This is a genomic window from Salsuginibacillus halophilus (assembly GCF_003014715.1).
Taxonomy (GTDB): Bacteria; Bacillota; Bacilli; order Bacillales; family Marinococcaceae; genus Salsuginibacillus; species Salsuginibacillus halophilus.
Window position 1 is genome coordinate 36,137 of sequence record NZ_PYAV01000008.1, and the last position, 25,386, is coordinate 61,522.

Consider the following 25,386-nt stretch of genomic DNA (forward strand, 5'->3'; position numbering starts at 1 on the left):
TTTAAGGGGGACAAGGATATGAAAAAATTTAAACTTGTAACAGTTGCTGCGGCTGCAGCTTTGGTAACAACAGCGTGTGGTACAGATGGTGATGCGCCTGAGGAAACTGAAGGTGCTGAAAACGGTGAGGCTGTAGAAGAAAGTGAAGAGGATGAAAGTGACGAAGATGATGAAGCGGCAGATGAAGAAGAAATCGTGATCGGAGCTTCGAGCACACCGCACGCAGAGATTTTAGAGTACGCAGAAGAGGCCCTGGAAGAAGAGGGGATCAGTCTTGAGATTGAAACCTTCAACGACTATGTGCTTCCGAATGAGGCTCTTGATTCTGGTGAATTAGATGCGAATTATTTCCAACACGTACCGTACTTTGAAAGTCAAATTGAAGATCACGGCTATGACTTTGATCATGTCGGCGGTATTCACATCGAGCCGATAGCGGTTTATAGTCAGGATTATGATTCGCTGGATGAACTGCCGGAAGGTGCTGAGATTTTAATGAGCGATTCCGTTGCTGACCATGGTCGTGTTCTCTCGATGCTTGAAGATGAAGGTTTAATTGAACTCGAAGATGGTGCGGGGATCGATGCAACAACAGACGATATTGTTGAGAACGAGCGTGACTTAGAGTTTCGTGCTGACGTAGAAGCAGGACTGCTGCCACAGGCTTACCGCAGTAACGAAGCAGAAGCTGTATTGATCAACTCGAACTATGCCATCGATCATGATTTGAATCCGGCAGAAGACGGGATTGCGATGGAATCAGCAGACTTGGATAACCCATATGCCAATATCATTGCGGTGCAAAGTGAAGACGCTGAAGACGAGAAATATCACACTTTAGTTGAAGTTCTCCGTTCAGAAGATGTGCAGGAGTTCATTCTTGATGAATTTGATGAAGCTGTCGTACCTGTCGGCGAAGATCAATAAGTAACGAAAACCGCCTTTGTTAGATCAAAGGCGGTTTTAGCTTGTAGACAAACTTTTGAAAAAGCGAAGGTTGACGTTGCTTTTCGGCGGACGCTTGTACCAGGAGGACACAAACAAGTGCGACATCGGTTTAATCTGCGCTCACGCTTGATCTCACTGTGTCTTCTTAGCCTCTTGTATTTCCTTAACTTCTTCGGCAGAGAACCAGTGAGTACGGGATTTTCGGCTCGTGCTGATCCTGCAGGCGTCGCTGCCGATGCTTGTCAGCCTTCCGTAATTTGATGGTCGTGAATTGCAGAGATGATTAGGATCAAGAAATATCTACATAAATCAATTTCATAATAAACATTATCTATTGGAAATGATTGATGATTCGTAAATGTATAAGTGACCAGAAAGAAAGACGGCGACTCCCGGAGGATCAAGCGCAGGCTGAAGATCCACTTGTTCGATTGGTTTTTAATCGAACAAGTTAGCTGAAGCCAAGCCCTCGGGAAAGCGTCCGTCTGAAGTGAAGGTTACGTTTATTATTCGGTTTTTATCTTCTTGATTAAGGCGGCCCTCGGAGCAGTAAGCTGTGCGTAATTTTAGATTGGGTACTTTATCGACAGTCTTGAACCGTCTTTGTTAGAGAAAGGGCGGTTTTTTTAGTTTTTGTACTTCTTAAATGAGGCGCATACTTTCGCTTTTCTTTTGTCACACTACGTTTAGTGAAACATTTGACTAAGAAAGGCGGCGGTAGTTGTGAGCCAGGAAGAAAGCTTTGTACATGAGATGATGCGTGAATATAAAGAAGGTGTCGGTCATTTTGAAGAGCAGATGCCAAAGTTTATGAAGGCGTATCACACTTTTACAGAACACTCATTTGAAGCAGGTGAAGTTTCAGCGAAGCAAAAACAACTAATTGCCTTGGCTTTGAGTGTGTTTGCCCAAGATGAATACTGCATGGTTTATCATACAAAAGGAGCACTGGATCACGATTGTACAGAATCAGAAATCTATGAATCATTAGCTGTCGCCGGCGCTTTCGGAGGCGGTATGGCCGTTAGTCAGGCGGCGGCTGTCGTTAAAGAAGCTGTCAATGTTTTTTCTTCTGATCAATCATCATCGTAAGCGTACAAGCAAGAATGAGCGACTGTGCGTGTGAGATACTTGCGTGCAGTCAGCGCAACATAACTCACAAGGTGAGAGCGCTAATTGTCAGAAAATATAACGCTGTGCCGCTTTTGTCAGAAAACTTCACGTGGTGTAAAGTATAAAGTGTCAAATCAATTGAAAGGATGGATTGATTATCCATAGGATTGAGACGCTTTATACAGCGGAAATGGAAAAAGCAATGCAACAGTCACACGGCATGGGGTTTGAAGAGTACAGCCAAAGCTTAACGAAGCGACTGCAAGTTGAACGCGAGCGTGAGCGGAACTATCAAATGATGAATCAAATGACTGCAGAATTGAATGCACGACCATAAGTGGAGAAAAGCCTGCTGAACAGTTCGAGGTTCAGTAGGCTTTTCTTATATCGATGCTGGTTTTAAGAATACTTTTGTGCAGAATGTTTTCAGAAATGGTTAGGTTGTGGGATAATAAAAGTTAGTGTCAGCTGTTTTGCAAGGCGAAAACTAGGCAAGCCTGCTAGCAAAGAGGTTCGCTCTTATCCTTGCAGTCACTTTGAATTTGTTTTAAAATAATAATGAGAATAAATTGAGAATGAAGCTCGTGAAGCTTCTTCCTTTAATTATGGATAAAATGGAGGTTATATGTATGGCAGGTTCAACTTTGAAGATTGAAAACCTATATGTTGAAATTGAAGGCACAGAAATTATTAAGGGTTTCAGCCTTGAAATTAATAGCGGTGAAATTCACGCAATTATGGGTCCTAATGGTACAGGTAAGTCCACACTTGCTTCTGCGATTATGGGACACCCGAAATATGAAATCACGGCTGGTACAGTTCATCTTGATGGCGAAGATGTACTTGAAATGGAAGTTGATGAGCGTGCACGTGCAGGGATGTTCCTCGCAATGCAGTATCCTTCAGAAATCAGCGGTGTAACCAATGCTGACTTCATGCGTTCAGCAATTAATGCTGGCCGTGAAGAAGGCGATGAAATCTCGCTTATGAAATTTATCCGTAAAATGGAAAGCCAGATGGACACGCTTGAAATGGATCCAGCCTTCTCCCAGCGTTACTTGAACGAAGGTTTCTCCGGCGGTGAGAAGAAGCGTAACGAAATTTTACAGCTGATGATGATGGAACCGAAGATTGCCATTCTTGATGAAGTCGATTCAGGCCTTGATATCGACGCGTTGAAAGTTGTGTCAAATGGTATTAACGATCTACGCGGTGAAAACTTTGGTTGTTTAATCATCACCCACTATCAACGTCTGCTCGACTATATTACACCAGACCATGTCCACGTGATGATGCAGGGTCGTATCGTGAAATCCGGCGACGCACAGCTTGCACAACGTCTTGAGAATGAAGGTTACGACTGGATTAAAGAAGAACTCGGCATTGAAGATGAGCGTGTCGGACAAGAAGCTAATCAAGAAGCGTAAGCGTGAGGGAGGAGGTACGACTATGTCAGTAGAAACGAAACCAACGTTTGATCAAAACGAGCTAAAAGCTTTTGCAGAGCGCCGCGGCGAGCCGGATTGGCTTGTAAACCGGCGCTTGGAGGCAGCGGCGCAAGTGGATGAGCTCGCCCTGCCGAAGCCGGATAAAACAAACATTAAAAAGTGGGATTTCACATCCTTTAACTTTGAAGCTCCGAAAGCTGAGCGAGTGACCGCGATTAGTGAGCTGAATGACGATATTCGTGTGCTGATCGATGAGAATGTAGAGGAACAGAACTTGATTGTACAGCAGGATGGTCAGCCTTCTTACGTGCAGGTGAGCGACCGCCTCCGTGAGCAGGGAGTTATTTTCACGGATATTGAGACTGCAGTACGTGAGCACAGTGACCTCGTAGAAAAGTACTTTATGGGACCTGCAATGGGCAAAGACAACCATAAGCTTACTGCTTTAAATACAGCTGTGATGAATGGCGGCGTGTTTGTCTATGTTCCGAAAAATACGGAAGTAGAAGCGCCACTGCAAACCTTGAACTGGCAGAAAGATGAAAACGTCGGCTTAGTGAACCATGTTATTGTGGTAGCAGAAGCGAACAGCCGCGTAACATTCTTGGAAAACTACGTTTCCTTCTCAAAAGAAGCTTCTGTATCCAACCTTATTTCCGAAGTGTACGTTGGCGATGGCGCTCACGTTTCTTTTGGTGCAGTTGATAACTTTGAAGAAGGTATGACAACGTATGTGAATCGCCGCGGCCATGTTGCTAAAGACGCGAAGCTTGAATGGGCGCTAGGCCAGATGAACGACGGTAACACTGTATCTGAAAACATGACGTATTTGATGGGCGATGGCTCCTATGCGGATACAAAGACGGTTTCAATCGGCCGTAATCAACAGACGCAGAATTTCACGACAGATATTGTTCATTATGGTAAGCACTCTGAAGGTTATATCTTAAAGCATGGTGTTATGAAGGACCGGGCAACATCGATCTTTAACGGTATTACAAAGATCGAAAAAGCGGCGACAAAAGCTCATGGCGAACAGACAGAACGCGTCTTGATGCTTAGTGACAAATCCCGTGGAGATGCGAACCCGATTTTGTTAATCGATGAAGATGATGTAACAGCCGGCCACGCAGCCTCTGTCGGTAAAATTGATCCGATGCAGATGTATTATATGATGAGCCGTGGCATTCCGCGTCATGAAGCGGAGCGTCTTATCATTCACGGGTTCCTTGCACCGGTTGTCGGTGAACTTCCAGTACAGTCTGTGAAAGACCGTATGGGTGAAGTCATCGAAAGGAAAGTTTATTAATGAACAACGAAATCAAGTCGTTGTTCCCTGTGCTTGATCAAGAGGTGAACGGGCAGCCGCTCGTTTACCTTGACAGCGCAGCAACATCGCAAAAACCTTTGCCAGTCATTGAAGCGGTAAATGATTATTACCGCCGATACAACTCCAATGTTCACCGCGGCGTGCACACGCTCGGTTCGTGGGCAACTGACGGCTATGAAGGTGCAAGGGAAAAGGTGAAAAACTTTATCGGAGCTAAAAGTACAGAGCAGATCATTTTTACTCGCGGTACCACAACAGCGATCAATACAATTGCGCAAAGTTACGGCCGCGCCAACTTGAGTGAAGATGATGAGATTGTGCTAACACCGATGGAGCACCATTCGAATATTATTCCATGGCAGCAGGTTGCTAAAGCAACCGGTGCCCGGTTGAAATATATCCCGCTTGAAGAAGACGGGACTGTGACGCTTGAAAATGTCCGAGAGACGATGAGCGAGCGCACTAAGATCGTAGCTATGATGCATGTTTCCAATGTTCTCGGTTTGATTAACCCAGTAAAAGAAGTGACAGAAATCGCCCATGAATACGGTGCTGTAACTGTCATTGATGGGGCCCAGAGTACGCCGCATATGCCGGTCGATGTTAGAGATCTGAACTGTGATTTCTTTGCATTTTCAGCGCATAAAATGTGTGGCCCAACAGGTGTAGGTGTACTTTACGGGAAGAAGAAGCATTTGAAAAATATGGAGCCGTTCGAATTCGGCGGGGAAATGATCGATTTTGTTGATTTATATGATGCAACATGGAAAGATCTCCCGTGGAAATTCGAAGGAGGAACTCCGATTATCGCTGGTGCGATCGGTTTGGGTGCCGCGATTGATTTCATTGAGGATATTGGCCTTGAAAATATTATGGCCCATGAAGAAAAGCTGGCTTCATATGCGCTTGAGCGGCTGCAGGAAGTCGACGGCTTAACAATATACGGCCCTGAAAAACGTGCAGGTCTTGTCACGTTTAACAGTGAAGATGTCCATCCGCATGATGTTGCGACCGTACTTGATGCAGAAGGCATTGCGGTGCGTGCCGGACACCACTGCGCGCAGCCGTTGATGAAATGGCTTAATGTAACTGCAACCGCCCGGGCAAGCTTTTACTTGTACAACACAGAAGAAGATGTAGATGCACTTGTAAACGGCTTGAATAAGACAAAGGAGTATTTTGGTGATGTCTTTGCATAGCGACCTGGATACACTTTACCGCCAAGTGATTATGGATCATTACAAGAATCCGCGCAACCGTGGTGACGTTGATGGTGAAACAGTTACCGTCAATATGAATAATCCGACGTGCGGTGATCGGATTCAACTGCAAATGAGCGTAGAAAATGATAAAATTGAAGAAGCCAAGTTTGTTGGGGAAGGTTGCTCGATTAGCTTAGCATCCGCTTCGATGATGACTGAGATCGTGAGAGGGCGTCCAGTCGAAGAAGCGGTCGAAATTGCTGAGATCTTCTCTAACATGATGCAGGGTGCCGATTACGAAGATGAGAAGTACGATCTTGGTGATGTCGAAGCACTTCAAGGTGTAACAAAGTTTCCGGCCCGCATCAAGTGTGCAACACTAGCTTGGAAAGCGATGGAACAGGGACTGGGTGCTGACAACTCGGACGGTGAGGACGAGGACGACGACGATTAATCTACTGTAAATGTAGATGCTGCACGGACACCCATTTTGAAGGAGGTTTTCACATGGCGAAAGAAATGCCAGACATTGAAGAATATCAATACGGTTTTTCTGACCGTGACGTTTCAATTTACCGCTCGGAGCGCGGCTTGACAGAAGGTGTCGTCCGCGAGATCTCCGAGATGAAAGAAGAGCCGGAGTGGATGCTAGAATTCCGTCTCAGCTCGTTGGAGAAGTTTTATAGTATGCCGATGCCACAGTGGGGCGGCGACTTAAGCGGTTTGGATTTTGACGATATCACGTATTACGTGAAGCCGTCTGAGCGCTCGGAAACTTCATGGGATGAAGTGCCGGAAGAGATCAAAAACACATTTGATAAGCTTGGTATTCCGGAAGCGGAGCAAAAGTATCTTGCTGGTGTATCTGCACAATATGAGTCTGAAGTTGTTTATCACAATATGCAGGAAGACTTGGAAAAGCAGGGCATCGTCTTTAAAGATACAGATACAGCGTTGAAAGAAAATGAAGATCTTTTCCGTGAATACTTCGGTACAGTCATTCCACCATCGGATAACAAATTTGCTGCTCTTAACTCTGCTGTATGGTCCGGTGGCTCATTCGTCTACGTGCCAAAAGGTGTAAAAACAGATACGCCGCTGCAAGCTTATTTCCGGATTAACTCGGAAAACATGGGTCAGTTTGAGCGTACACTGATCGTTGCAGATGAAGGAAGTTCTGTGCATTATGTAGAAGGTTGTACTGCACCTGTATATGGTACAGATTCACTTCACAGTGCTGTCGTAGAAATCATTACGAAAAAAGATGCCTACACCCGTTATACAACGATTCAGAACTGGGCACCTAACATTTACAACTTGGTTACGAAGCGTTCCGTTGCTCATGAAAATGCAACCGTAGAGTGGGTTGACGGTAACATTGGCTCGAAAGTAACAATGAAATATCCGGCGATTATTATGAAAGGTGAAGGTGCAAAAGGAAATATCCTTTCCATCGCAATTGCTGGGAAAGGTCAGCATCAGGACGCTGGAGCAAAGGCTTATCACTTGGCGCCAAACTGTTCCTCGACGATTGTATCTAAGTCGATTTCCAAACAGGGTGGTAAAGTAAGCTACCGTGGAATTTCTCACTTCGGCCGTAAGTCTGACGGTTCGAAATCCAAGATTGAGTGTGACACGCTCATTATGGACCAAGAATCCACATCGGACACGATTCCGTACAATGAAATTTTAAATAACAACATTACGCTTGAGCACGAAGCAACGGTTTCTAAAGTTTCCGAAGAGCAGCTTTTCTACTTGATGAGCCGCGGCATTTCTGAATTAGAAGCGACTGAAATGATCGTTATGGGCTTTATTGAGCCGTTTACAAAAGAACTGCCAATGGAATATGCAGTGGAAATGAACCGCTTGATCCGTTTCGAAATGGAAGGTTCTATCGGTTAATTTCCTACCGGTTCGTGTCATAAAGCTAGGCGTAGAGGCTGTCCTGTCGTATCCGGGACAGCCTTCTTTTTCAATAACCGGCTGTAATTATACGATGCAGCAGCCGGCTTTTTCTTGTTTTGTTATACATAGGGAAAGAAGGCGAGAATCATGATTTATACTGGACTCACAAGCTGGACAGACCATCCTGATCTTTATACTTCTACAACAAGAAAAGGTGAAGAGCTAGCCGCTTATGCAGCACATTTCCCGATTGTGGAGATGGATACCTCATTTTATGCTGTGCCTAATGAAGCAAAAGCATATAAATGGTTGCAGGCAGCACCGGATAGCTTTCAGTTTGTGATTAAAGCTTATCAAGGTATGACTGGTCACCAACGTGGCGAGAGCCCTTATGCTTCAAAAGAAGAGATGTTTGCTGCTTTTCGTGAAGGCATCAAGCCGTTTGAAGTACAAGGTAGGTTAGCGATGGTCCTTTGCCAGTTTCCCCCTTGGTTTGACTGCCGGCAGGAACATGTCGATGTACTCCGGCGCGTTCGAACTGAACTTTCCGGTCTTCCGGCTGCGCTAGAGTTCCGCCACCAAAGTTGGTTTAAGTCTAAGTACTATGATCGTACTTTAAGTTTTATGGAAGCAGAAAACTGGATTCATACGGTTTGTGATGAACCACAGGTAGGTGAAGGTTCAGTGCCATCTGTTGTTGAAGTCACCCATGATGAGAAATCGCTTATTCGGCTGCATGGTCGTAATTCACAAGGGTGGCGGCAGGCAAAAACAGGACCGGATGATGAATCTTGGCGTAAAGTTCGGTATTTATATGATTATTCTGCTGAAGAATTAAAAGAATGGGTAGAGGCGGCTCGCCGTCTAGAAAAAGCCACACAACAAGTCTATGTCATTTTTAATAATAATTCCGGAGGTCATGCTGCAAAGAACGCGCAAACATTTTTAGAACTTGCAGGTATCACTTATGAAGGGCTTGCCCCGAAACAGTTAAACTTGTTTGATGACGGGCGTACAGAAGGTGGACATTAATGGTTTGGGTGCTGCTTTTCGTTGTTGGGATCACTGCTGGTGCTATCGGTAGTTTAATGGGGCTTGGTGGCGGTATTATTATTGTACCCGCCTTATTAATGATTGGGGAATATACAAGCTGGCTGCAAGGAATCACACCGCAAAACGCTGTCGGAACTTCTCTGTTGATTATGGTAGCTACAGGGCTAGCATCGACCCTTGCGTATGTGAAACAGCGGACTGTTGATCTGCAGGCAGGAGCAATTTTTTTCGGGGGGAGCGGTCCGGGTGCGCTCGTTGGCGTATGGCTGAACCAAGGCTTGGATGCGGATGCGTTTTTCGTATACTTTGGTATTTTTGTCGTTTTCGTTTCATTTATTTTAATGGTCCGGCATCGGCTAAAACCGCTGCCGCTAAAAACCGACGGAATTCAACGTACATATATTAACGATAATGGTAAAGAGACTGCATATGGGTTTTCAATTCTTCCAGCCGTCAGCATCTCATTTATTGTCGGTATGGTGTCTGGCTTATTTGGGATCGGCGGGGGAACATTGATGGTGCCTGCAATGATTTTGTTGTTTGGTTTTCCTCCGCATTTTGCTGTGGCTACGTCAATGTTTATGATTTTACTTTCTGCACTTATCAGCTCCGGTGCTCACGCTTTACTTGGAAATGTAGAATGGCTTTATGCGGTTGTACTCATTCCGGCAGCTTGGTTTGGCGCGAAACTAGGTGCAGCTTTTAATCAACGTTTATCAAGTGAACGCCTCGTCTTTGTTTTTCGGTTATTTTTAATCATTATCGGCCTGCGTCTTATTTGGCAGGGAGTGACTGGCGGTTAATGGTATAAGAAAGGATGGCTGTCTTTGAAGGAAAAAACTTTAACAATTTATCATCTCAACGATTTACACAGCAACCTGACCCAATGGCCTGCCATCGTATCGTACTTGAAAAAAGAGCAGGCGCGTCACGCTGAACGAAGTACGTCGGCATTATATGTTGATATTGGGGACCACGCTGATAAAGTGCACCCGTTAACTGAAGGAACAAAAGGTACAGCCAACACGAAGTTGTTAAATGCCTCACCGATCCACCATGCAACGATTGGAAATAATGAAGGCATTACATTTTCAAGAGCGGATTTAAATAAGCTTTACGACGATGCAGCATTTACAATTGTACTAGCTAACTTATTTACGCTTGAAGGCGAACGTCCGGCATGGGCAGTGCCATATGATGTTGTTGAGCTTGAGGATGGTTTTAAAATTGGCATTACCGGTTTAACGGCACCATTTTACCCAATGTATGATAAGCTCGGCTGGCAGGTGGAAGACCCGGAAGTGTCTTTAGCTGAAATTTTGCCTGAGCTTAAAGCGCAATCCGATCTTGTAGTCGTGTTGTCACACCTTGGATATCCAAAAGATGAAAAGCTGGCAGCTTCATTTGAAGGGCTGGACCTCATTTTAGGTGCTCATACGCACCATTTGTTTAAAGAAGCTGTGGAAGTTAATGGGACGACAATTGGGCAGGCCGGCAAGCACGGTTATTACATTGGGCAGATGCAAATCACTTATGACCCGAAAACGAAAGCACTGCAGCATAAAGAAGGCTGGGCTGTTTCTTTGCATCAACATGAAACAGATGAAGATACCGCTGAACTTATGACATGTATTGAAACAGAAGCAGAGCGTGCGTTGAATCAGCCACTGATTGAGTTGGCAAAGCCGTTACAAATAGATTGGAATCAGTCTTCGCCGTTTGGCCGCGAATTGGCAGAAGCGGTGCGGAGCTGGTGTGGTACCGATATTGCTATGGTAAATGCCGGTCTGCTTTTAGATCATTTAGATGCAGGTACTGTGACTGCAGGTGATTTACATGAGATTTGTCCGCATCCAGTAAACCCATGCACATTAACGGTCACTGGTGCTGTTTTAAAAGAAACATTGCAAGCTGCCTGTACGTCGCGAATGATTAACCTTGAAGTACAAGGGTTTGGGTTTCGCGGTCATAAGTTAGGATTTATGGAAACAGCTGGTCTGGATTACACGTTAAAGACAAGAGAAGACGGATCATATCATATCAAAGATATTAAAATTCACGATGCCCCATTAAATGCAAAAGCTGAGTACCGGCTGGCGACAGTGGATATGTTCACCTTCGGCTATTTATATCCTGGTCTTGCCCAAGCTGCTGCAAAAGAATATTTTATGCCTGAGATGCTCCGTGATGTCCTTGCTGCCCACCTTCAAGAACTGTCGTCGCTAAACGGATAAAAAGGCAAATGCAAGATGTGTAAATAAATGGTTTGCTCCTGCGAATAAAGTTTTTTACACTTGAGCTGAATATTTGTCAAATTTAGCGTAGGTTGCTTCGTGCAGAGAAAGAGGGATAGGACATGAAACTGCTCCCGGCAGCGCAAGTAAAGCCGAATGAGGTACTTGCCCAGCCGATCTACAGTGATAACGGCCAAGTACTTCTACAGGCTGGGGTGACGTTGACAGAACGCTTATTGTCGCGTCTTAACAATAAAGGCATCACATATATTTATGTGGAAGATAAACGAACCGAGGATATTGAAGTTACATCGCCACTCAATCCACAAACTCGGGTAGAGGCGATGCAGACGATTAAAGAGCAGTTTCAAGTAGCAGCAGAAGTGCCGAATAAAAATCCGATGTTTAACCGTGATGTTTCACCGGCATGGAATCAAGCTTTCGGTAATGTGGTAGAAAAGGTGATGGAGGACTTACAAAATAGCGAAGAGGCGCTCTCGTTATTATCTGACGCTTTTGCTTATGACTCCTACATCTTCACGCACTCTTTGAATGTAACGATGTATACACTGCGCCTTGCTATGGCGCATGGTTATAATCGTCAAGAATTAAGGGCAATCGGGATGGGGGCGATCCTCCATGATATTGGAAAGATGCAGCTTAAGCCTGAAGTGCTGCACAAAACTGGCAAGCTTGATGACCATGAGTTTGAACATATTAAAAAGCACCCTGAAATGGGTTTTCTAATGTTGAAAGATCAACCGAACATTTCGCTGCTTACCGCTCATTGTGCTTATCAGCATCATGAGCGCTTAAATGGTTCCGGGTATCCGCGCGGGATCGCTGAAGAAGCCATTCATCCGTACGCAAAAATATTAGCAGTTGCAGACGTATTTGATGCGGTAACTTCAAACCGTGTTTATCGTAAAGCTATGCTTCCTCATGAAGGAATGGAGATTCTTTATGCCGGGGTGGGAGAGCTATTTGATGACCGACTTGTTGACACATTCAGCCGGATCATTGCGTTGTATCCAAACGGAATGATGGTCACACTAACAGATGGCCGCGAAGCAGTGGTCGTCAGTCAAAATGGTGAAATGACCTCAAGACCGAACGTTCGTGTACTTACGGATGAAGCAAGCCGGAGCCTCGATACGCCCTATGACCTGAATCTACTTGAGAATCCGAGCATTCTCATTCAAGCATCAGCGCCGGTAGGTTAACACCGGCCGAAAAAACGGAGGCTTCCATTATGGAACAATATTTAACGTTGTGTGAGAAAGTGCTTCAAGAAGGAACACAAAAATCAGACCGGACAGGGACAGGCACCATAAGTCTGTTTGGTTATCAGTTCAGGCATGATTTGTCTGAAGGTTTTCCGCTTTTAACGACGAAAAAAGTATTTACCCGCGGCATTATTCATGAATTACTTTGGTTTCTAGCTGGAGATACAAACATTCATTATTTAACGGACAGAAATGTGCACATTTGGGATGCGTGGGCGGATGAGCACGGGGAGCTCGGGCCTGTTTATGGAAAGCAGTGGCGTAGCTGGGAAGGAGCAGATGGTCAAACTGTGGACCAGCTTGCAGATGTTATTGAGGCAATCCGTCATAATCCGGATTCACGCCGGCTCGTTGTAAGTGCTTGGAACGCCGCAGAAATTGAAGATATGGCACTGGCCCCGTGTCACTGCCTATTTCAATTTTACGTATCCAACGGACGTCTTTCCTGCCAGCTTTATCAGCGGAGCGCAGATTTATTTCTCGGCGTGCCGTTTAATATTGCCTCATACGCTCTCTTAACGCATATGGTTGCACATGTTACCGGCTATAAACCAGGTGAGTTTATTCATACGTTTGGTGATGTTCATATTTATAACAATCATGTTGAACAAGTAAAAACCCAACTGCAGCGTTCGCCTCATGTGCTGCCAACTGTACACTTGAATCCGGATGTAGACAACTTATTTTCTTTTCAGCATGAGGACATCTCAATTCAAGGCTATGACCCTCATCCGGCAATTAAAGGAGAGGTATCGGTATGATTGCCTTGATTGCAGCCATGGATGAAAACCGTGTGATTGGATATAACGGTGAAATGCCGTGGCACCTGCCGAATGATTTAAAGTTTTTTAAGCAGATGACTGAAGGCTATCCGGTCGTCATGGGCCGGAAAACGTTTGAATCGATTGGTCGCCCGCTGCCAAAACGAACAAATGTCATTTTAACGCGTGATCCATCTTTTCAAGCTCCTGAAGAATGTCAGGTATTTCATGATGCTGATGAGGTTGTAAAGAGTTATCATGACGTCTTCATTATCGGCGGTGCCGAAATTTATAATCAATTTTTATCACATGCCGATACACTTTACATCACAGAAATTGAGGCCTCTTTTATAGGTGACACGTATTTTCCTGCCTGGGATGAATCCAAGTGGGAGACGGTATGGGAAGAGACTGGCGATGTTGATGAGAAAAACCGTTATGCTCATCGGTTTTTATGTAAACGGCGAAAAGCTGAATAGCAGTGGTGACAACCCCCTTTGACGCATACGTATGTAATGTGCGTAAAAGGGGGTTGATCATTTTGAAAGGTTTGAAAACGCCGAAAAAACCCCGGGGGCCGCTGCCATTACGTTATGTCATGATTTGGTCTGTATTAATTTTTACAGTTTTGACACTGCATGGCTTATGGCTTGTGGATCAAGGTATTCGGCCGACGCTTGTCGCTATAGCGGAAACGGAAACGCAAAAAATTGCAACTCAGGCGATTAATGATGCGATTTCAAAAAAAGTTGTCGAGAGTACGGATATGGAAGACTTAGTTGAAGTTGACACCAATGACGATGGCGTCATTACATCGATTGAATTTAACTCCCGTATTTATAACCGTGTTCTGAGTGAGTCTGTGCTGCGTGTTCAGAAGTATTTAAAGTTGATGGAAGAAGGCCGGGTAGATGAGCTCGAACTACCGGATGGGATCAGGCTTGAAATTGAAGATGCTGACTATACAGAAGAAGGTATTATTCACATGATCCCGTTAGGTCAGGCGACAAATAATGCACTGCTTGCCCACCTTGGACCTAAAATCCCGGTCCGTTTTTCTGTCATTGGTGATGTAGAAGCAGAAATGCTTGAAGAGATCGAAGAAACGGGAATTAACAACACTTATATTCGAGTCTCAGTACTGCTGAAGGTCGATGTTGAAGTGATTATCCCGTTTGCAACAGAAACTTCTGTTGTAGAGACGGCTGTACCGGCCGGGATGGTGTTTGTTCCTGGGGAAGTTCCGGACTTTTACAATCATGGTGACGGTAGTGGAATGCCTGCGCCGGCAATCATTCAGGAAGAAGATTTAAATGATGCTTTAGAAGAATGAGAAAGGGTTCTTTACAGCTTGTAGAAAAAATCTTGTAAAGATTAACTGCGGCTGACTATGCATTTCTGTGGACGCTTGCTTCGGTTAGGTATGCAACCTCGCCGGCAAAACACCTGCTGGCGGGCGTACTCGTTTTTAGCAGGCGTTCCCCTTAATGCTTGTCAGCTTTTCCTCGTTAAAAGTTGTTCATAGTCCATGACCGGAGGGAGCTGGAATAAGGTTGTTTCGAAAGCTTTGATGCAGGAGTAAATACAACAAAAAAGATAACCCTTCAAAAAACTAGGTGGCTGATCCCCCATTGCAATGAGGGTGTCCGTTTTGAAGAGGCGAAAGTGTTCGCCGGTAGCAAAACAGGTCCGACGAAATCAAGCTTTAGGAACAGATGAAGTCGCTGTCTAACTTGGCCACTCGTATGTAGCTTTGGTCGATAACCACTAACTATTCAGATTATTGAAATTTTTTGACATGTACGTAGTTGCCCATTATAATAAGTCTAGACACTGTAAAGCTGTGATATTTGAGTGTAAGTCGATGTTAATTTTCAAATAATTCGAAGTTATTTTTCTATATGTAAAACGTAGACTTACATAAGCACAGTAACGGTGCAAAATATATGAAAGGGGTTGTGTGCAATGAATGGTCGCGAACAGTTTGCGACGAAACTCGGCTTTATACTGGCGGCTGTCGGTTCAGCTGTTGGCTTAGGGAACATTTGGCGTTTCTCTTACGTAGCCGGTGAAAGTGGCGGCGGCGCTTTTTTATTAATTTATATTGCCTGTATCTTTTTAATCGGACTGCCAGTACTTCTTGCTGAGTTTACGATTGGCCGTCGCGGGCAGACAGATGCAGTGGCAGCTTTTACATCCAAGGCGCCTAAAACGCTCTGGCCGCTCGGCGGTATTTTAGGGGTGTTATCCTCATTTTTAATCTTATCCTTTTACGGCGTTATTGCAGGTTGGGTGCTGTACTTTTTCTACAGTTACTTAACAGGCGCTGCAGCCAGTGTACCGGAAGGTGGATTTGAATCCTTCTTCACTGATTTTGTAGGATCAACCGCCGGTCCAATTTTCTGGCAGTTTCTGTTTATGGCTGTTGTTATCGGGATTGTTTACTTTGGTGTTAAGAAAGGTATTGAGCTGTCCAACCGGATTTTCATGCCGTTATTAGCGGTGATTTTAATTGTCCTTGCTGTTTACAGCTTAACACTTGATGGTGCAGCAGAAGGTCTTGCCTTCTTATTCTCACCGGACTGGGCTGCCTTTAGCGATCCAGGCGTATATGTGTCAGCGATTGGTCAGGCATTCTTTACCTTATCGCTTGGTATGGCTGCAATGATCACGTACAGCAGCTACCTGCCTAAGACGACACGTCTGCCAAGTGCTGCAGGTAATGTGGTCTTATTGGACACATTGTTTGCAATCATCGCAGGTATTGTTATCTTTCCTGCGGTATACACATTTGCTGTTGAACCGGACGCAGGGCCGGGGCTCATCTTTATTATTCTGCCTGAAGTCTTTAACATGCTCGGCAGCGGCGGAATGTTCTTTGCGATTTTATTCTTCTTCCTTGTAGCTGTAGCTGCCCTATCATCAGCAATTTCGCTACTAGAAGTTAGTGTTGCTTTTGCGATGCGTAAGTTTAGCTGGAGCCGTAAGCAGGCTGCGCTGACAGTAGGGACGCTCGTTACCCTCTTAGGTGTACCATCTGCATTAAGTCAAGGTGGACCGCTTGGAGATTTCTTAATTGCTGGTCAGCCGTTTTTAGACTTTGTCGACATGGTTACAGATGAATATACGCTGGCTCTTGGCGGATTAATTATCGCTCTCTTTGTCGGCTGGGGTTGGAAGCAGGAAGAAGCTTTAAACGAAGCAGGTCTTTCCGGCTCACCAATCGGCTCGATCTGGATTTGGTTCCTCCGGATTGTTGCACCACTGGGCATTGCGCTTGTGATTTTGGCTAACATCTTCTCGTAAAGAAAAACCGCTGTACATGGCGATATGTGCAGCGGTTTTTTACTTTTCGTCCCACATTTTTAAATGGAAATATGGATTTAATGCCCATTCTGTATGGCCGTTATCCCGGTACATGCCGTAATGAAGATGAGGTGGAAAGCGCCCGCTCGTTCCTTCAGGGCCGTATCCAGAGCTTCCGACATAACCAAGAACTTCACCGGGCTCAACAAGATCGCCTGCCTCCAAATCCTCGGTAAACTGACTTAAATGTGCAAAGTAGTGATACGTATTTGATAAGTCACGAATTCCGACCCGCCAACCGCCAAACCGGTTCCAGCCGATTAATTCAATTCTTCCGTAAGTTGTTGCCTGCACGGGTGTACCGTAATCAGCAAATATATCAACCCCTTCATGGGCACGACGCCCGCCCCATCCGCGTGAAGCTCCCCAGTTATTATGGTACGTATAATGAGACTTGGGTGGTAATGGGAAGGCGCGCTCTCTTAAGTCCTGGTCGGTGTATGCTTTTAAAAGAGCAGCGTGCCCGCTGATTAAACGGACAGCTTGATCTCGGTTGTAATGCTCCCACAGCCCGATTTGTATGTCTTGATCTGTTACGCCATAAGAAGCCAGATGTTCTGCGAAAGTAAATAAAACATCAAATTCCTCCTCGCGGTCCGCATGGCCACTGTCATTTCCGTCCTTTCCTTTACCTTGGAAAAAGTTGATCCGGTCAGGGTCTGTATCATCGAGTGCCGGATTTAATGCTCCGCTCCATTCTTCTGCAGAATAAGCTATTGCAAGCTCATGATCGTCAAGAGGTTCTCCACGTCCGGCGCGTATGCCGTGTTCATAAGCATCAGCAGCTGCAAGCCAGTACCATGGGACATTTGTTACTGCAGCAATTTCTTCATAAGGCGGTCCCTCATTTTCTGCCAGAGTAAAGCCGGTTTGCAAAAGGAAACAGCTAAGTAAAATTGCAGTAAAAATATATTTTAAGCTCATCAGTTGCACCTCCATCATTATATTTATTGTGAGCAAAAGCTGGTGAATTATGATGAAGCTCGAGCTTTGATGCCGGGGGCAAGACGTGTTAAAGTATAGGAAGGTTCTCTCAAAGTTTTGATGGAAGACGGACATATTCATTGGAATTTACTTAATGGAGTGATTTATACATGGCAAAAAAAGAAGAACACGTTCGTAAGCCGGAATGGCTGAAAATTAAGCTGAACACGAACGAATCTTATACCGGCTTGAAGAAAATGATGCGCGAAAAGAAGTTAAACACAGTGTGTGAAGAAGCACGCTGCCCGAATATTCATGAGTGCTGGGCTGTACGTAAAACTGCAACATTCATGATTTTAGGAGATGTATGTACACGCGCCTGCCGCTTTTGTGCGGTGAAAACCGGCCTTCCAAATGAATTGGATTGGGGCGAGCCGGAACGAGTTGGTGAATCTGTCGAAGAAATGGGCTTAAAGCACGTCGTTATTACAGCTGTTGCCCGCGATGATTTGAAAGACGGCGGCTCAGAAGTTTTTGCTGAAACGATTCGTGCGGTCCGCCGTAAAAACCCTTTCTGTACCATTGAAGTACTTCCTTCCGATATGATGGGCTATGAAGAGAATTTAAAAACGTTAATGGAAGCTCGTCCGAACATTATGAACCACAACATCGAGACGGTACGGCGCTTGACACCGCGCGTTCGTGCAAAAGCTACCTATGATCGTTCGCTTGCATTTTTGAAGTACGCTAAAGAACTTCATCCTGACATTCCAACGAAGTCAAGTATCATGGTCGGTCTTGGGGAAACAAAGGAAGAAATTATTGAAGCGATGGATGATTTGCGGGCGAATGATGTGAATATTTTAACGATCGGTCAGTATTTGCAGCCTACGAAAAAACATTTAAGTGTTGATCGTTATTATCACCCGGATGAATTCCGTGAGCTTCAGCAAATTGCTATGGAAAAAGGCTTTGACCATTGTCAATCCGGGCCGCTCGTACGTTCTTCTTATCATGCCGACGAACAAGTGGACGAAGCACAAGTGATGAAAGAAGCGCGTAAATATCAGCAGGCTGAGTCAACAGAATCTTAATATTACACTTGCTTGATCGAGCGGGCCGCCTCAAGGCGGTCCGTTTTTTCTAGAAGGAGGGAAGGGAAAAATTGTTTACTGTACAGAATCAACAATTTGAACTGATTGAGGATTATCGTGAAGGTTGGGATGAAACAGCATTTCAAGAACGGTACAGCGAAGTTTTAAATAAATATGATTATGTCGTTGGAGATTGGGGGCATGAGCAGCTTCGATTAAGAGGTTTTTTTCGCGACGATCATAAAAAAGCGACTTTTGATACTAAAGCGAGTGCAATTTATGATTACATTATTGAGTACTGTAACTTCGGCTGTGCTTATTTTGTAGTGAAAAATCTTGGTGCTGTAGAAAACGAAACAAAAGATGAAGAAACAGCTGATGAAACATTATAAAATCAACATGCACGCATAACTTACTTCAAGGAACAAAATATATAAGTCAATTGAAAAGATCTGTAGTTTCTACAGGTCTTTTTATACGTAAGGGGGTATGTTGACAATCAGCATTTCCTGTTGTATATTTAATATACCCCTTAGGGTATAAAGGGTTTGAAAGAGATGATATTTATGTTGAAAAGAATTTATATCATGCCGCAAGATCATTTACTATTTGCGGTACCGACCGTCCTAATTTTCAGCTTACTTTTTGGGTTGTACGTTGATACTTCGGCTTTGAGTGTGACGGTAACGGGTGCGGTCATTGTGATGATTTTTGCTACAATGGTCGGTCTAAAAATGAATGAATTAACGAAGCTGAACGCTTACAAAAAACTACTTACCACTGCTATGCTTGTAAATTTCATTTGGGTACCGTTTGTAGCAACAATCATCGGTTTTACCGTTTTACGGGATGAACCGCACCTATTTGCCGGCCTTGCTTTGGTTGCACTGTTACCGACAAGCGGTATGACCATTGCCTGGACAGGTTTACAAAAAGGAAATGTACCAGCGGGGATTAAGCTTACAGTGTTTGGCTTGGTTGCAGGTGCTTTGCTGACACCTTGGTATTTACTGCTGATGGTAGGTGAATATGTCCCTATTAACATTGGGGAGATTTTACAAACGATTTTTCTTGTTGTAGCAATTCCCCTTATTCTCGGTCAGGTTGTTACAAAACTTTTGCAGCGGCGCTTTTCAGCTCAAGAGTTCCAAAAGAAAGTGAAGCCGGCATTTGCACCGCTCAGTATTTGGGGCCTTTTGTATATCGTGTTTGTTAGTACGAGTGCCCGGGCGGAAATGCTTGTGAATAACCTTAGTTTGCTGGCTGTTGCAGCTATTGCCATTCTTCTTTTTTTTGCAGCGAACTTCGTTTTTGCCACATGGGTGGCGGCTCGGTTTTTTAAACGGGAAGACGGCATTGCGCTTGTGAATGGTACGGTACTGCGCAACTTATCGATTGCTGTAGGGATTGCTGCAGCTTCATTTGATGCAGAAGCTGCACTCTTAGTGACGCTGGCCTTTATGGTTCAATACCAGAGTATAACTTACTATGCCAAAATTGCAGGGAGGCGTTGGTTCCGCCCAAAAGAACTCGAAGCATAGATGGAATGAGCTATCCACAGAAGGTTAACTTCTGTTGATAAATATTATTTTAATTAAAGAAAGGTAGATGTTTGTATGATGAAATTTAACGTAAAAGGTCAATCAGAAGGTTTGAAATTAACAGCAACGGCAGGAGACCATGAACTAGTTCTAGATGAAGGCAGTCAAATGGGTGGTAAAAATGAAGGCCCAAACCCACTTCAGACGTCTTTAGCCGCGCTTGCATCTTGTGAGAATGTAACTGCGAATATGGTAGCCAAAGAAATGGGCTTTGATCTGCAATCCATTCACTTTGATGTTGAAGGAGAGTTTAACCCGAAAGGCTTTATGGGCCAAGAAGGAGTGCGTCCTTATTTCCAAACAGTTACCGTCAATGCAGTTGTTGAAACGAGTGAATCTGAAGAACGGTTGAAAGAACTTCAAGAGAAAGTGGAAGCCCGCTGCCCGGTTTATACAATGATGAAAGCCGCTGACGTAACGATGCAGGATACGTGGACAAAGAAATAACACTTCAAAACCCGCGGCTGCGATAGCCGCGGGTTTCACATTGTAGACCAGCTTTTGAAAAAGCTAAGGCTGACATCGCTTTTCGGCGGACGCTTGCACCCGGAGGGCACAAGGGCGACATCGGTTTGATCTGCGCTAACGCTTGATCGCACCGTGTCTTCTTAGCCCCCGGCACGCCCTCAACTTCCTCGGCAGACAACCGCTGCCTGCGGGTTTTTCGGCTCGCGCTCTTTCTGGTGGCGTCGCCGCCGATGCTCGTCAGTCTTGCGTCATTTGCTGGTCATAAATTGTAGAGGTCCTTTTGATTAAGCGATAGCTAGATGAATTAATTTCATCATGATGCTTCATGAACGATCAAACGAACCATACACAAAAGACAAATGTAAAAGTGACCGAAACGAAAGACGGCGACTCCCAGAGGGACAAGTGCAGGCTGAAGATCCACTTGTTCGATTGGTTTTTAATCGAACAAGTTAGCTGAAGCCAAGCCCTCGGGAAAGCGTCCGTCTGGCGTGAAGGTCACGTTCATGATTCGGTTTTGTTGCGCAGCCTGCGGTTCGGAGCAGTAAGCTGTGCGTAAATGTTAGGGTTTGTACTTCGTTGACAGTATGTAACCCGCGGCTGCGATAGCCGCGGGTTTTTCAACATGATTAGTTATCCATTAACAAGTGTGGTTTATGTTCTAGATGGTGGTTGGCTTGAATAAAGCGTACGGTCCGTGTTTTTGCACGCATAACGATTGTATCTGTCTCGGCAAGGTGTCCGCCTAAAAATTTGACGCCTTTTAATAATTCACCAGAAGATACGCCGGTCGCGGCAAAAATCGCATCATCACCACGAACGAGGTCATTCAGCTGCAGGGCTTGCGAAGGATCTTCAATCCCCATTTCATAGCAGCGGTTTGTTTCTTCCTCTGTAAGTGGTGCGAGCCGCGCCTGCATGTCACCACCGAGCGCTTTTATTGCCGCAGCTGTAATAACTCCTTCTGGGGCGCCGCCGGTTCCTGCGAAGATATCTATATCATTGGATGGAAGTGCCGTTGCGATTGCCGCAGCAACATCGCCATCGCCAAATAGTTTAACGCGGGCGCCTTTTTGGCGAACCCGCTCAATTAAATCACTGTGCCGATCGCGCTCTTGGATGATGACCGTTACATCCCGCACACGTTTGTCCATCATTTTCGCTGTTATATCAATGGTTTTTTCAATGGGGTCGTCGATGCGGACTAAACCAGCCGCTTCAGGACCGACAACAATCTTTTCCATATACATGTCAGGGGCATGTAAAAGTGTGCCACGGTCAGCGACTGCAATAATGGACATGGCATTAGGATAGCCTTTGGCAACAATGCTTGTCCCTTCTAAAGGGTCTACGGCGATATCAACTTCAGGACCCTTGCCGTCTCCAACATTCTCACCAATATAAAGCATAGGTGCTTCGTCTTTTTCCCCTTCACCAATCACAACGGTTCCTTGACAATGAATTGAGTCAAACATTTTCCGCATAGCTGTCGTTGCAGCATCATCGGCTTCATTTTTTTCCCCGCGTCCGAGCCATTGGGCACTAGAGATAGCGGCAGCTTCTGTTACGCGGGCGATTTCGAGTGCTAATTCACGATCCAACGAGCATCCTCCTCCATTTTCAATTTAACCTCCTATATTATGATACAAAATGAGTTGGTTGGAAAGAGGAATCTGCAGAAGGGTAACTATGGTACAATGGAAAAAAACGAGCTGCAAAGAGGTGAAGACGATGTACTTTGTGGACCGAGAAGTGATTGAAACGACATTGGAACATACAGTGTCAATTACTGAAGCATGTGGACAAATTGAAAATGTAAGCGAAATGAAAGAAGCATTGGCGCTAGAAAGAGCTGTACATATTGCGATTGAGTGCATCATTGATGTTGGGAATCAAATGATTGATGGCTTTATTATGCGTGACCCAGGAAGTTATGAGGATATCGTAGAAATTTTGCGGGACGAGGCAGTTGTTTCTTCAGAGGAAGCGGCGCAGCTAACAGCACTTGTCAGGTGGCGGAAAGCGCTTGTACATCATTATACGTCCGTTGATCATAACCAGTTGAAAGACGTTGTAACGACGAATGAAAAAGCATTACGGGCATTTCCAGAGCGGGTGCGCAGCTATCTCGAGCATGAATTGGGTCCAGTATCTGCTTTTCTGCCAAAAGACAAAGAAAGCAGGGGTTAACTAATGGAACAGTATGCAGCATATATATTTGATCTAGACGGGACGGTTTACCGTGGGACTGAACCCATTCACGCAGCGATTTATTTAATTAATGAACTGCAGGCGCGCGGCATTCCGTGCGGTTTTGTAACGAACAATTCAACAAAAACGCCGGAAGCGGTCGCAGAAAAATTAAACGGCTTTGGTCTAGATGTGCGTCCATCACAAATTATGACGAGCAGCTTAGCTTCTGCAGCTTATGTACAGGAACATGGAATTCAACGTGTGCATTTAATAGGTGAGGAAGGTTTAAAAGAAGCGTTAACTGCAAAAGGTCTGGAAATAACGGGTACTCAACCAGAAGCTGTGATTTGTGGGATGGACCGTGGCATCACTTATGAAAAGATTCAGCAGGCAGCGCGGGCCGTTGATGAAGGTTCCTTATTTGTAGCTACAAATACTGATCGGGCGCTGCCGGCTGAAGACGGTTTAAAACCGGGTAATGGTGCACTTGTAAGCACAGTGGCGGTTGCAAGCAATCAAAAGCCGGTGGTAATTGGTAAACCGGAGCCTTCGATCATGCATGCAGCGTTGAATGCATTTGCGTTTGAAGCTGATGCAACACTAATGGTTGGGGATAATTACGACACAGATATTTTAGCCGGTATGCGTGCCGGCTTGGACACGCTGCTCGTCTATTCTGGCGTGAGTACCCGCGATGAAGTGTCTCTTAAGCCGGAGCAGCCAACGTATGAGCTTTCAGATTTAAGTCATTGGCAATTAAAATCTTAATCTCTTGAAGAACCATAATCATGTGCGATCCGGCTTGAAGCAGCCGCTGCAATTGCGCCGGTAATGTCATCTAGAAAGGTGTGGCATTGCTTGGCGCTTTTTTCATTTAACGTTTGCAAAATGCCTGGTTTCACCTTGTCGAGATAACCGTAGTTCGTCAAACCGATGGATCCGTAAATATTTACAATCGCAAGTGCAATGATTTCATCGACCCCGTATAAGCCTTCATCTTTGTCTACAATCGGCTGAAGCTCCTCAATCATATCCCCATTTTCAGCAATTAAATCCAGCTGAATCCCTGTTAAAACAGCGTGCTGCACTTCGCGTTTATGGAGGACGCGTTGAACGCTGTGACGGCACGTTTCCATTGATAAGTCTTGAATATATGACTGCTGTAGGTCATAGACAAGCTGGCTAATATCATCAATATTCACCCCGCGTTTTTGCATCCATGTATAAGCGGCTTCGGCAAGCGGTGTGTTTTGTTCCTCTGCCATTAAGGCTCCTCCTTTTGTCGTAATGACATTGTGTCTTAGTGTATGCAGGTTTGTCCCAGCTATGCTCATGCATATAGATGAAAGATACAACTGTTATCAATGAGGTGAGCTTATGTTATTAAGCGATGTGTTGACGGCTTACGGTATTGAAGCAGACAACGTTTATATGATCCAAGAAGATCTTGTGCTTGAACGGTCCGGGGAGTTTTATCTTTTACGGAAAGCGCCTGAATCACAAGAGATGCGTGAGGCACAAGTTATGGCAGCTAAAGGTGCAGAACGAGCGGGGGTTTTAAATGTTGCTCAGCTGCAGACGACGATAGCCGGGGCAGATGCTGCGTGGGTTGATGGGAGATACAGCTGGATGTTTAAGTTTCCGGAGCAAAGCTTCCGAAACGCTCATGTCCCTTTATCTGAAGCCTCGGATCTGGCAAAAGTTCATGAGAACGGCAGGTTGAACATGAGCGAACACTTAAGTGTTGGATGGCGGCAATGGCCTGTCTATTGGCTGCATCGTCTTCAGCAGCTTGAGCGCTGGTATCAACAAATACAGTCTCAGCCGGGATCAAGCGCGCTTGATCAGCAGTTTATGCAGACTTTTCCTTATTATCTGGGCCGGACAGAAACCGCAGTGCAGTTAATTGATGAGTGTATGAAGCAGTCCCCGGATCAGGCGTTTAATTTAACTTTGACTCATAAATCCTACACAATAGACACGTGGCGAATGGTTGATACAATTCGCCCTCCAGCAAAACTTCCGGCTGATTTTATTTTCGATCATCGTACGAGGGATATCGGCGAGCGGTTACGCTCATGCTGTCGAACTGATACGGTCAAAGAAGGGTTGAATTTTTTGTATTCATATCACAAACAATTGCCACTTACTTCAGTAGAGGGTGCCGCAGTAACGGCGAGGCTCTTATTTCCGCTTCAATTTTTTGAAGTGGTTGAAGATTTTTATGAAAATGAAACGGCTGAAGCAGATGAATTTTATAGGCAAGAGCTGCAGGCGTTATGGTTGGATGAACAAAGTTATATGCGTAGTTTATCTGAAATAACAAAAGCATTAGCGCCACACCTGCGCGGAAGCTGGTTTGTATGAGTTGCGCGAATTTTTCTTGAAACCTTGTAAATTCAGCTGAAAGACTCTATAATGTCCATTATAAAGAGACTTTTGTTTACTCCAGGTAAA

26 protein-coding genes are annotated in these 25,386 nt (G+C 44.9%); 23 read left to right on the forward strand and 3 right to left on the reverse strand.

Annotated elements, in window-relative coordinates:
* Positions 1–18: 18 nt before the first annotated feature.
* The 16 genes from B0H94_RS08895 to B0H94_RS08970 all read left to right on the forward strand — a co-directional run bounded on the left by B0H94_RS08895 (position 19) and on the right by B0H94_RS08970 (position 16,589).
* Positions 19–927, forward strand: a complete 909-nt coding sequence (locus B0H94_RS08895; protein WP_106588906.1) for a MetQ/NlpA family ABC transporter substrate-binding protein — start codon at positions 19–21, stop codon at positions 925–927.
* A 744-nt stretch (positions 928–1,671) separates the two neighbouring features.
* On the forward strand, positions 1,672–2,040 hold the full coding sequence (locus B0H94_RS08900) for a carboxymuconolactone decarboxylase family protein (protein WP_245893944.1): 369 nt from the start codon (positions 1,672–1,674) through the stop codon (positions 2,038–2,040).
* A 211-nt stretch (positions 2,041–2,251) separates the two neighbouring features.
* Positions 2,252–2,398 carry a YuzK family famiily protein gene (locus B0H94_RS15180; protein ID WP_181315333.1) on the forward strand — a complete coding sequence of 49 codons (147 nt, stop codon included), beginning with the start codon at positions 2,252–2,254 and terminating at the stop codon, positions 2,396–2,398.
* A gap of 292 nt (positions 2,399–2,690) precedes the next feature.
* Positions 2,691–3,488, forward strand: a complete 798-nt coding sequence (sufC, locus tag B0H94_RS08910; RefSeq protein ID WP_106588908.1) for a Fe-S cluster assembly ATPase SufC — start codon at positions 2,691–2,693, stop codon at positions 3,486–3,488.
* Positions 3,489–3,510: 22 nt separating this feature from the next.
* The gene (sufD, locus tag B0H94_RS08915; RefSeq protein ID WP_106588909.1) at positions 3,511–4,818 is read left to right on the forward strand and encodes a Fe-S cluster assembly protein SufD; all 1,308 of its coding nucleotides are present in this window, start codon (positions 3,511–3,513) and stop codon (positions 4,816–4,818) included.
* Positions 4,818–6,038 (forward strand): cysteine desulfurase, encoded by a 1,221-nt coding sequence (locus B0H94_RS08920; protein ID WP_106588910.1) that lies wholly within the window; start codon positions 4,818–4,820, stop codon positions 6,036–6,038. Before sufD ends, B0H94_RS08920 begins: the two co-directional genes overlap by 1 nt.
* On the forward strand, positions 6,025–6,495 hold the full coding sequence (gene sufU, locus B0H94_RS08925) for a Fe-S cluster assembly sulfur transfer protein SufU (protein ID WP_106588911.1): 471 nt from the start codon (positions 6,025–6,027) through the stop codon (positions 6,493–6,495). Before B0H94_RS08920 ends, sufU begins: the two co-directional genes overlap by 14 nt.
* 53 nt (positions 6,496–6,548) lie before the next feature.
* Positions 6,549–7,946 (forward strand): Fe-S cluster assembly protein SufB, encoded by a 1,398-nt coding sequence (gene sufB, locus B0H94_RS08930; protein WP_106588912.1) that lies wholly within the window; start codon positions 6,549–6,551, stop codon positions 7,944–7,946.
* A gap of 150 nt (positions 7,947–8,096) precedes the next feature.
* On the forward strand, positions 8,097–8,981 hold the full coding sequence (locus B0H94_RS08935; protein ID WP_106588913.1) for a DUF72 domain-containing protein: 885 nt from the start codon (positions 8,097–8,099) through the stop codon (positions 8,979–8,981).
* The gene (locus B0H94_RS08940; RefSeq protein WP_106588914.1) at positions 8,981–9,805 is read left to right on the forward strand and encodes a sulfite exporter TauE/SafE family protein; all 825 of its coding nucleotides are present in this window, start codon (positions 8,981–8,983) and stop codon (positions 9,803–9,805) included. Before B0H94_RS08935 ends, B0H94_RS08940 begins: the two co-directional genes overlap by 1 nt.
* 24 nt (positions 9,806–9,829) lie before the next feature.
* The gene (locus B0H94_RS08945; protein WP_106588915.1) at positions 9,830–11,236 is read left to right on the forward strand and encodes a bifunctional metallophosphatase/5'-nucleotidase; all 1,407 of its coding nucleotides are present in this window, start codon (positions 9,830–9,832) and stop codon (positions 11,234–11,236) included.
* Between the two features lie 122 nt (positions 11,237–11,358).
* Positions 11,359–12,459 (forward strand): HD-GYP domain-containing protein, encoded by a 1,101-nt coding sequence (locus tag B0H94_RS08950; protein ID WP_106588916.1) that lies wholly within the window; start codon positions 11,359–11,361, stop codon positions 12,457–12,459.
* A gap of 29 nt (positions 12,460–12,488) precedes the next feature.
* A complete protein-coding gene (locus B0H94_RS08955) occupies positions 12,489–13,283 on the forward strand; it encodes a thymidylate synthase (RefSeq protein WP_106588917.1) in 795 nt (264 codons plus the stop codon).
* Entirely contained in the window at positions 13,280–13,762 is a 483-nt protein-coding gene (locus B0H94_RS08960) for a dihydrofolate reductase (RefSeq protein ID WP_106588918.1), read from the forward strand. Before B0H94_RS08955 ends, B0H94_RS08960 begins: the two co-directional genes overlap by 4 nt.
* Positions 13,763–13,824: 62 nt before the next feature.
* Positions 13,825–14,616: a sporulation protein YunB gene (yunB, locus tag B0H94_RS08965; protein WP_245893945.1), complete on the forward strand. Its 792-nt coding sequence runs from the start codon at positions 13,825–13,827 to the stop codon at positions 14,614–14,616.
* A 632-nt stretch (positions 14,617–15,248) separates the two neighbouring features.
* Entirely contained in the window at positions 15,249–16,589 is a 1,341-nt protein-coding gene (locus B0H94_RS08970; protein WP_106588919.1) for a sodium-dependent transporter, read from the forward strand.
* Positions 16,590–16,628: 39 nt separating this feature from the next.
* Here B0H94_RS08970 and B0H94_RS08975 read toward each other — a convergent pair whose 3' ends face one another.
* Positions 16,629–17,573: a M23 family metallopeptidase gene (locus B0H94_RS08975; protein ID WP_106588920.1), complete on the reverse strand. Its 945-nt coding sequence runs from the start codon at positions 17,571–17,573 to the stop codon at positions 16,629–16,631.
* Positions 17,574–17,743: 170 nt separating this feature from the next.
* On the opposite strand from B0H94_RS08975, the gene lipA reads away from it, so the two are divergent.
* From lipA to B0H94_RS08995, 4 genes are all read left to right on the forward strand, one after another.
* On the forward strand, positions 17,744–18,667 hold the full coding sequence (gene lipA / locus B0H94_RS08980) for a lipoyl synthase (protein WP_106588921.1): 924 nt from the start codon (positions 17,744–17,746) through the stop codon (positions 18,665–18,667).
* A 71-nt stretch (positions 18,668–18,738) separates the two neighbouring features.
* Positions 18,739–19,059: a YutD family protein gene (locus B0H94_RS08985; RefSeq protein ID WP_106588922.1), complete on the forward strand. Its 321-nt coding sequence runs from the start codon at positions 18,739–18,741 to the stop codon at positions 19,057–19,059.
* Positions 19,060–19,233: 174 nt separating this feature from the next.
* Complete coding sequence (locus B0H94_RS08990; RefSeq protein ID WP_345789040.1) at positions 19,234–20,208, forward strand: arsenic resistance protein; 975 nt, start codon at positions 19,234–19,236, stop codon at positions 20,206–20,208.
* A gap of 75 nt (positions 20,209–20,283) precedes the next feature.
* Entirely contained in the window at positions 20,284–20,715 is a 432-nt protein-coding gene (locus B0H94_RS08995) for an OsmC family protein (protein ID WP_106588923.1), read from the forward strand.
* Between the two features lie 650 nt (positions 20,716–21,365).
* On the opposite strand, the gene glpX is transcribed toward B0H94_RS08995, so the two are convergent.
* The gene (gene glpX, locus B0H94_RS09000) at positions 21,366–22,337 is read right to left on the reverse strand and encodes a class II fructose-bisphosphatase (RefSeq protein ID WP_106588924.1); all 972 of its coding nucleotides are present in this window, start codon (positions 22,335–22,337) and stop codon (positions 21,366–21,368) included.
* Positions 22,338–22,467: 130 nt separating this feature from the next.
* Here glpX and hepT point away from each other — a divergent pair, with 130 nt between their 5' ends.
* Together hepT and B0H94_RS09010 are read left to right on the forward strand one after the other, a co-directional pair.
* Positions 22,468–22,926 carry a type VII toxin-antitoxin system HepT family RNase toxin gene (gene hepT / locus B0H94_RS09005; protein WP_106588925.1) on the forward strand — a complete coding sequence of 153 codons (459 nt, stop codon included), beginning with the start codon at positions 22,468–22,470 and terminating at the stop codon, positions 22,924–22,926.
* Positions 22,927–22,929: 3 nt separating this feature from the next.
* Positions 22,930–23,697, forward strand: coding sequence for a TIGR01457 family HAD-type hydrolase (locus B0H94_RS09010; protein ID WP_106588926.1), 768 nt, complete (start codon positions 22,930–22,932; stop codon positions 23,695–23,697).
* Here the strand turns inward: B0H94_RS09010 and B0H94_RS09015 are convergent.
* On the reverse strand, positions 23,694–24,194 hold the full coding sequence (locus B0H94_RS09015; RefSeq protein ID WP_106588927.1) for a phosphatidylglycerophosphatase A family protein: 501 nt from the start codon (positions 24,192–24,194) through the stop codon (positions 23,694–23,696). The two genes, B0H94_RS09010 and B0H94_RS09015, sit on opposite strands and share 4 nt — an antisense overlap.
* A 112-nt stretch (positions 24,195–24,306) precedes the next feature.
* Here B0H94_RS09015 and B0H94_RS09020 point away from each other — a divergent pair, with 112 nt between their 5' ends.
* Complete coding sequence (locus tag B0H94_RS09020) at positions 24,307–25,296, forward strand: protein kinase family protein (RefSeq protein ID WP_106588928.1); 990 nt, start codon at positions 24,307–24,309, stop codon at positions 25,294–25,296.
* Positions 25,297–25,386 lie beyond the last annotated feature (90 nt).

Bases quoted from the DNA above. Each gene is read 5' to 3' on its own strand.
- B0H94_RS08895 (WP_106588906.1), top strand. From the start codon at position 19: ATGAAAAAATTTAAACTTGTAACAGTTGCTGCGGCTGCAGCTTTGGTA.
- B0H94_RS15180 (WP_181315333.1), top strand. From the start codon at position 2,252: ATGGAAAAAGCAATGCAACAGTCACACGGCATGGGGTTTGAAGAGTAC.
- sufC (WP_106588908.1), top strand. From the start codon at position 2,691: ATGGCAGGTTCAACTTTGAAGATTGAAAACCTATATGTTGAAATTGAA.
- sufD (WP_106588909.1), top strand. From the start codon at position 3,511: ATGTCAGTAGAAACGAAACCAACGTTTGATCAAAACGAGCTAAAAGCT.
- B0H94_RS08920 (WP_106588910.1), top strand. From the start codon at position 4,818: ATGAACAACGAAATCAAGTCGTTGTTCCCTGTGCTTGATCAAGAGGTG.
- sufU (WP_106588911.1), top strand. From the start codon at position 6,025: ATGTCTTTGCATAGCGACCTGGATACACTTTACCGCCAAGTGATTATG.
- sufB (WP_106588912.1), top strand. From the start codon at position 6,549: ATGGCGAAAGAAATGCCAGACATTGAAGAATATCAATACGGTTTTTCT.
- B0H94_RS08935 (WP_106588913.1), top strand. From the start codon at position 8,097: ATGATTTATACTGGACTCACAAGCTGGACAGACCATCCTGATCTTTAT.
- B0H94_RS08940 (WP_106588914.1), top strand. From the start codon at position 8,981: ATGGTTTGGGTGCTGCTTTTCGTTGTTGGGATCACTGCTGGTGCTATC.
- B0H94_RS08950 (WP_106588916.1), top strand. From the start codon at position 11,359: ATGAAACTGCTCCCGGCAGCGCAAGTAAAGCCGAATGAGGTACTTGCC.
- B0H94_RS08955 (WP_106588917.1), top strand. From the start codon at position 12,489: ATGGAACAATATTTAACGTTGTGTGAGAAAGTGCTTCAAGAAGGAACA.
- B0H94_RS08960 (WP_106588918.1), top strand. From the start codon at position 13,280: ATGATTGCCTTGATTGCAGCCATGGATGAAAACCGTGTGATTGGATAT.
- B0H94_RS08970 (WP_106588919.1), top strand. From the start codon at position 15,249: ATGAATGGTCGCGAACAGTTTGCGACGAAACTCGGCTTTATACTGGCG.
- B0H94_RS08975 (WP_106588920.1), bottom strand. From the start codon at position 17,573: ATGAGCTTAAAATATATTTTTACTGCAATTTTACTTAGCTGTTTCCTT.
- lipA (WP_106588921.1), top strand. From the start codon at position 17,744: ATGGCAAAAAAAGAAGAACACGTTCGTAAGCCGGAATGGCTGAAAATT.
- B0H94_RS08990 (WP_345789040.1), top strand. From the start codon at position 19,234: ATGTTGAAAAGAATTTATATCATGCCGCAAGATCATTTACTATTTGCG.
- B0H94_RS08995 (WP_106588923.1), top strand. From the start codon at position 20,284: ATGATGAAATTTAACGTAAAAGGTCAATCAGAAGGTTTGAAATTAACA.
- hepT (WP_106588925.1), top strand. From the start codon at position 22,468: ATGTACTTTGTGGACCGAGAAGTGATTGAAACGACATTGGAACATACA.
- B0H94_RS09010 (WP_106588926.1), top strand. From the start codon at position 22,930: ATGGAACAGTATGCAGCATATATATTTGATCTAGACGGGACGGTTTAC.
- B0H94_RS09015 (WP_106588927.1), bottom strand. From the start codon at position 24,194: ATGGCAGAGGAACAAAACACACCGCTTGCCGAAGCCGCTTATACATGG.
- B0H94_RS09020 (WP_106588928.1), top strand. From the start codon at position 24,307: ATGTTATTAAGCGATGTGTTGACGGCTTACGGTATTGAAGCAGACAAC.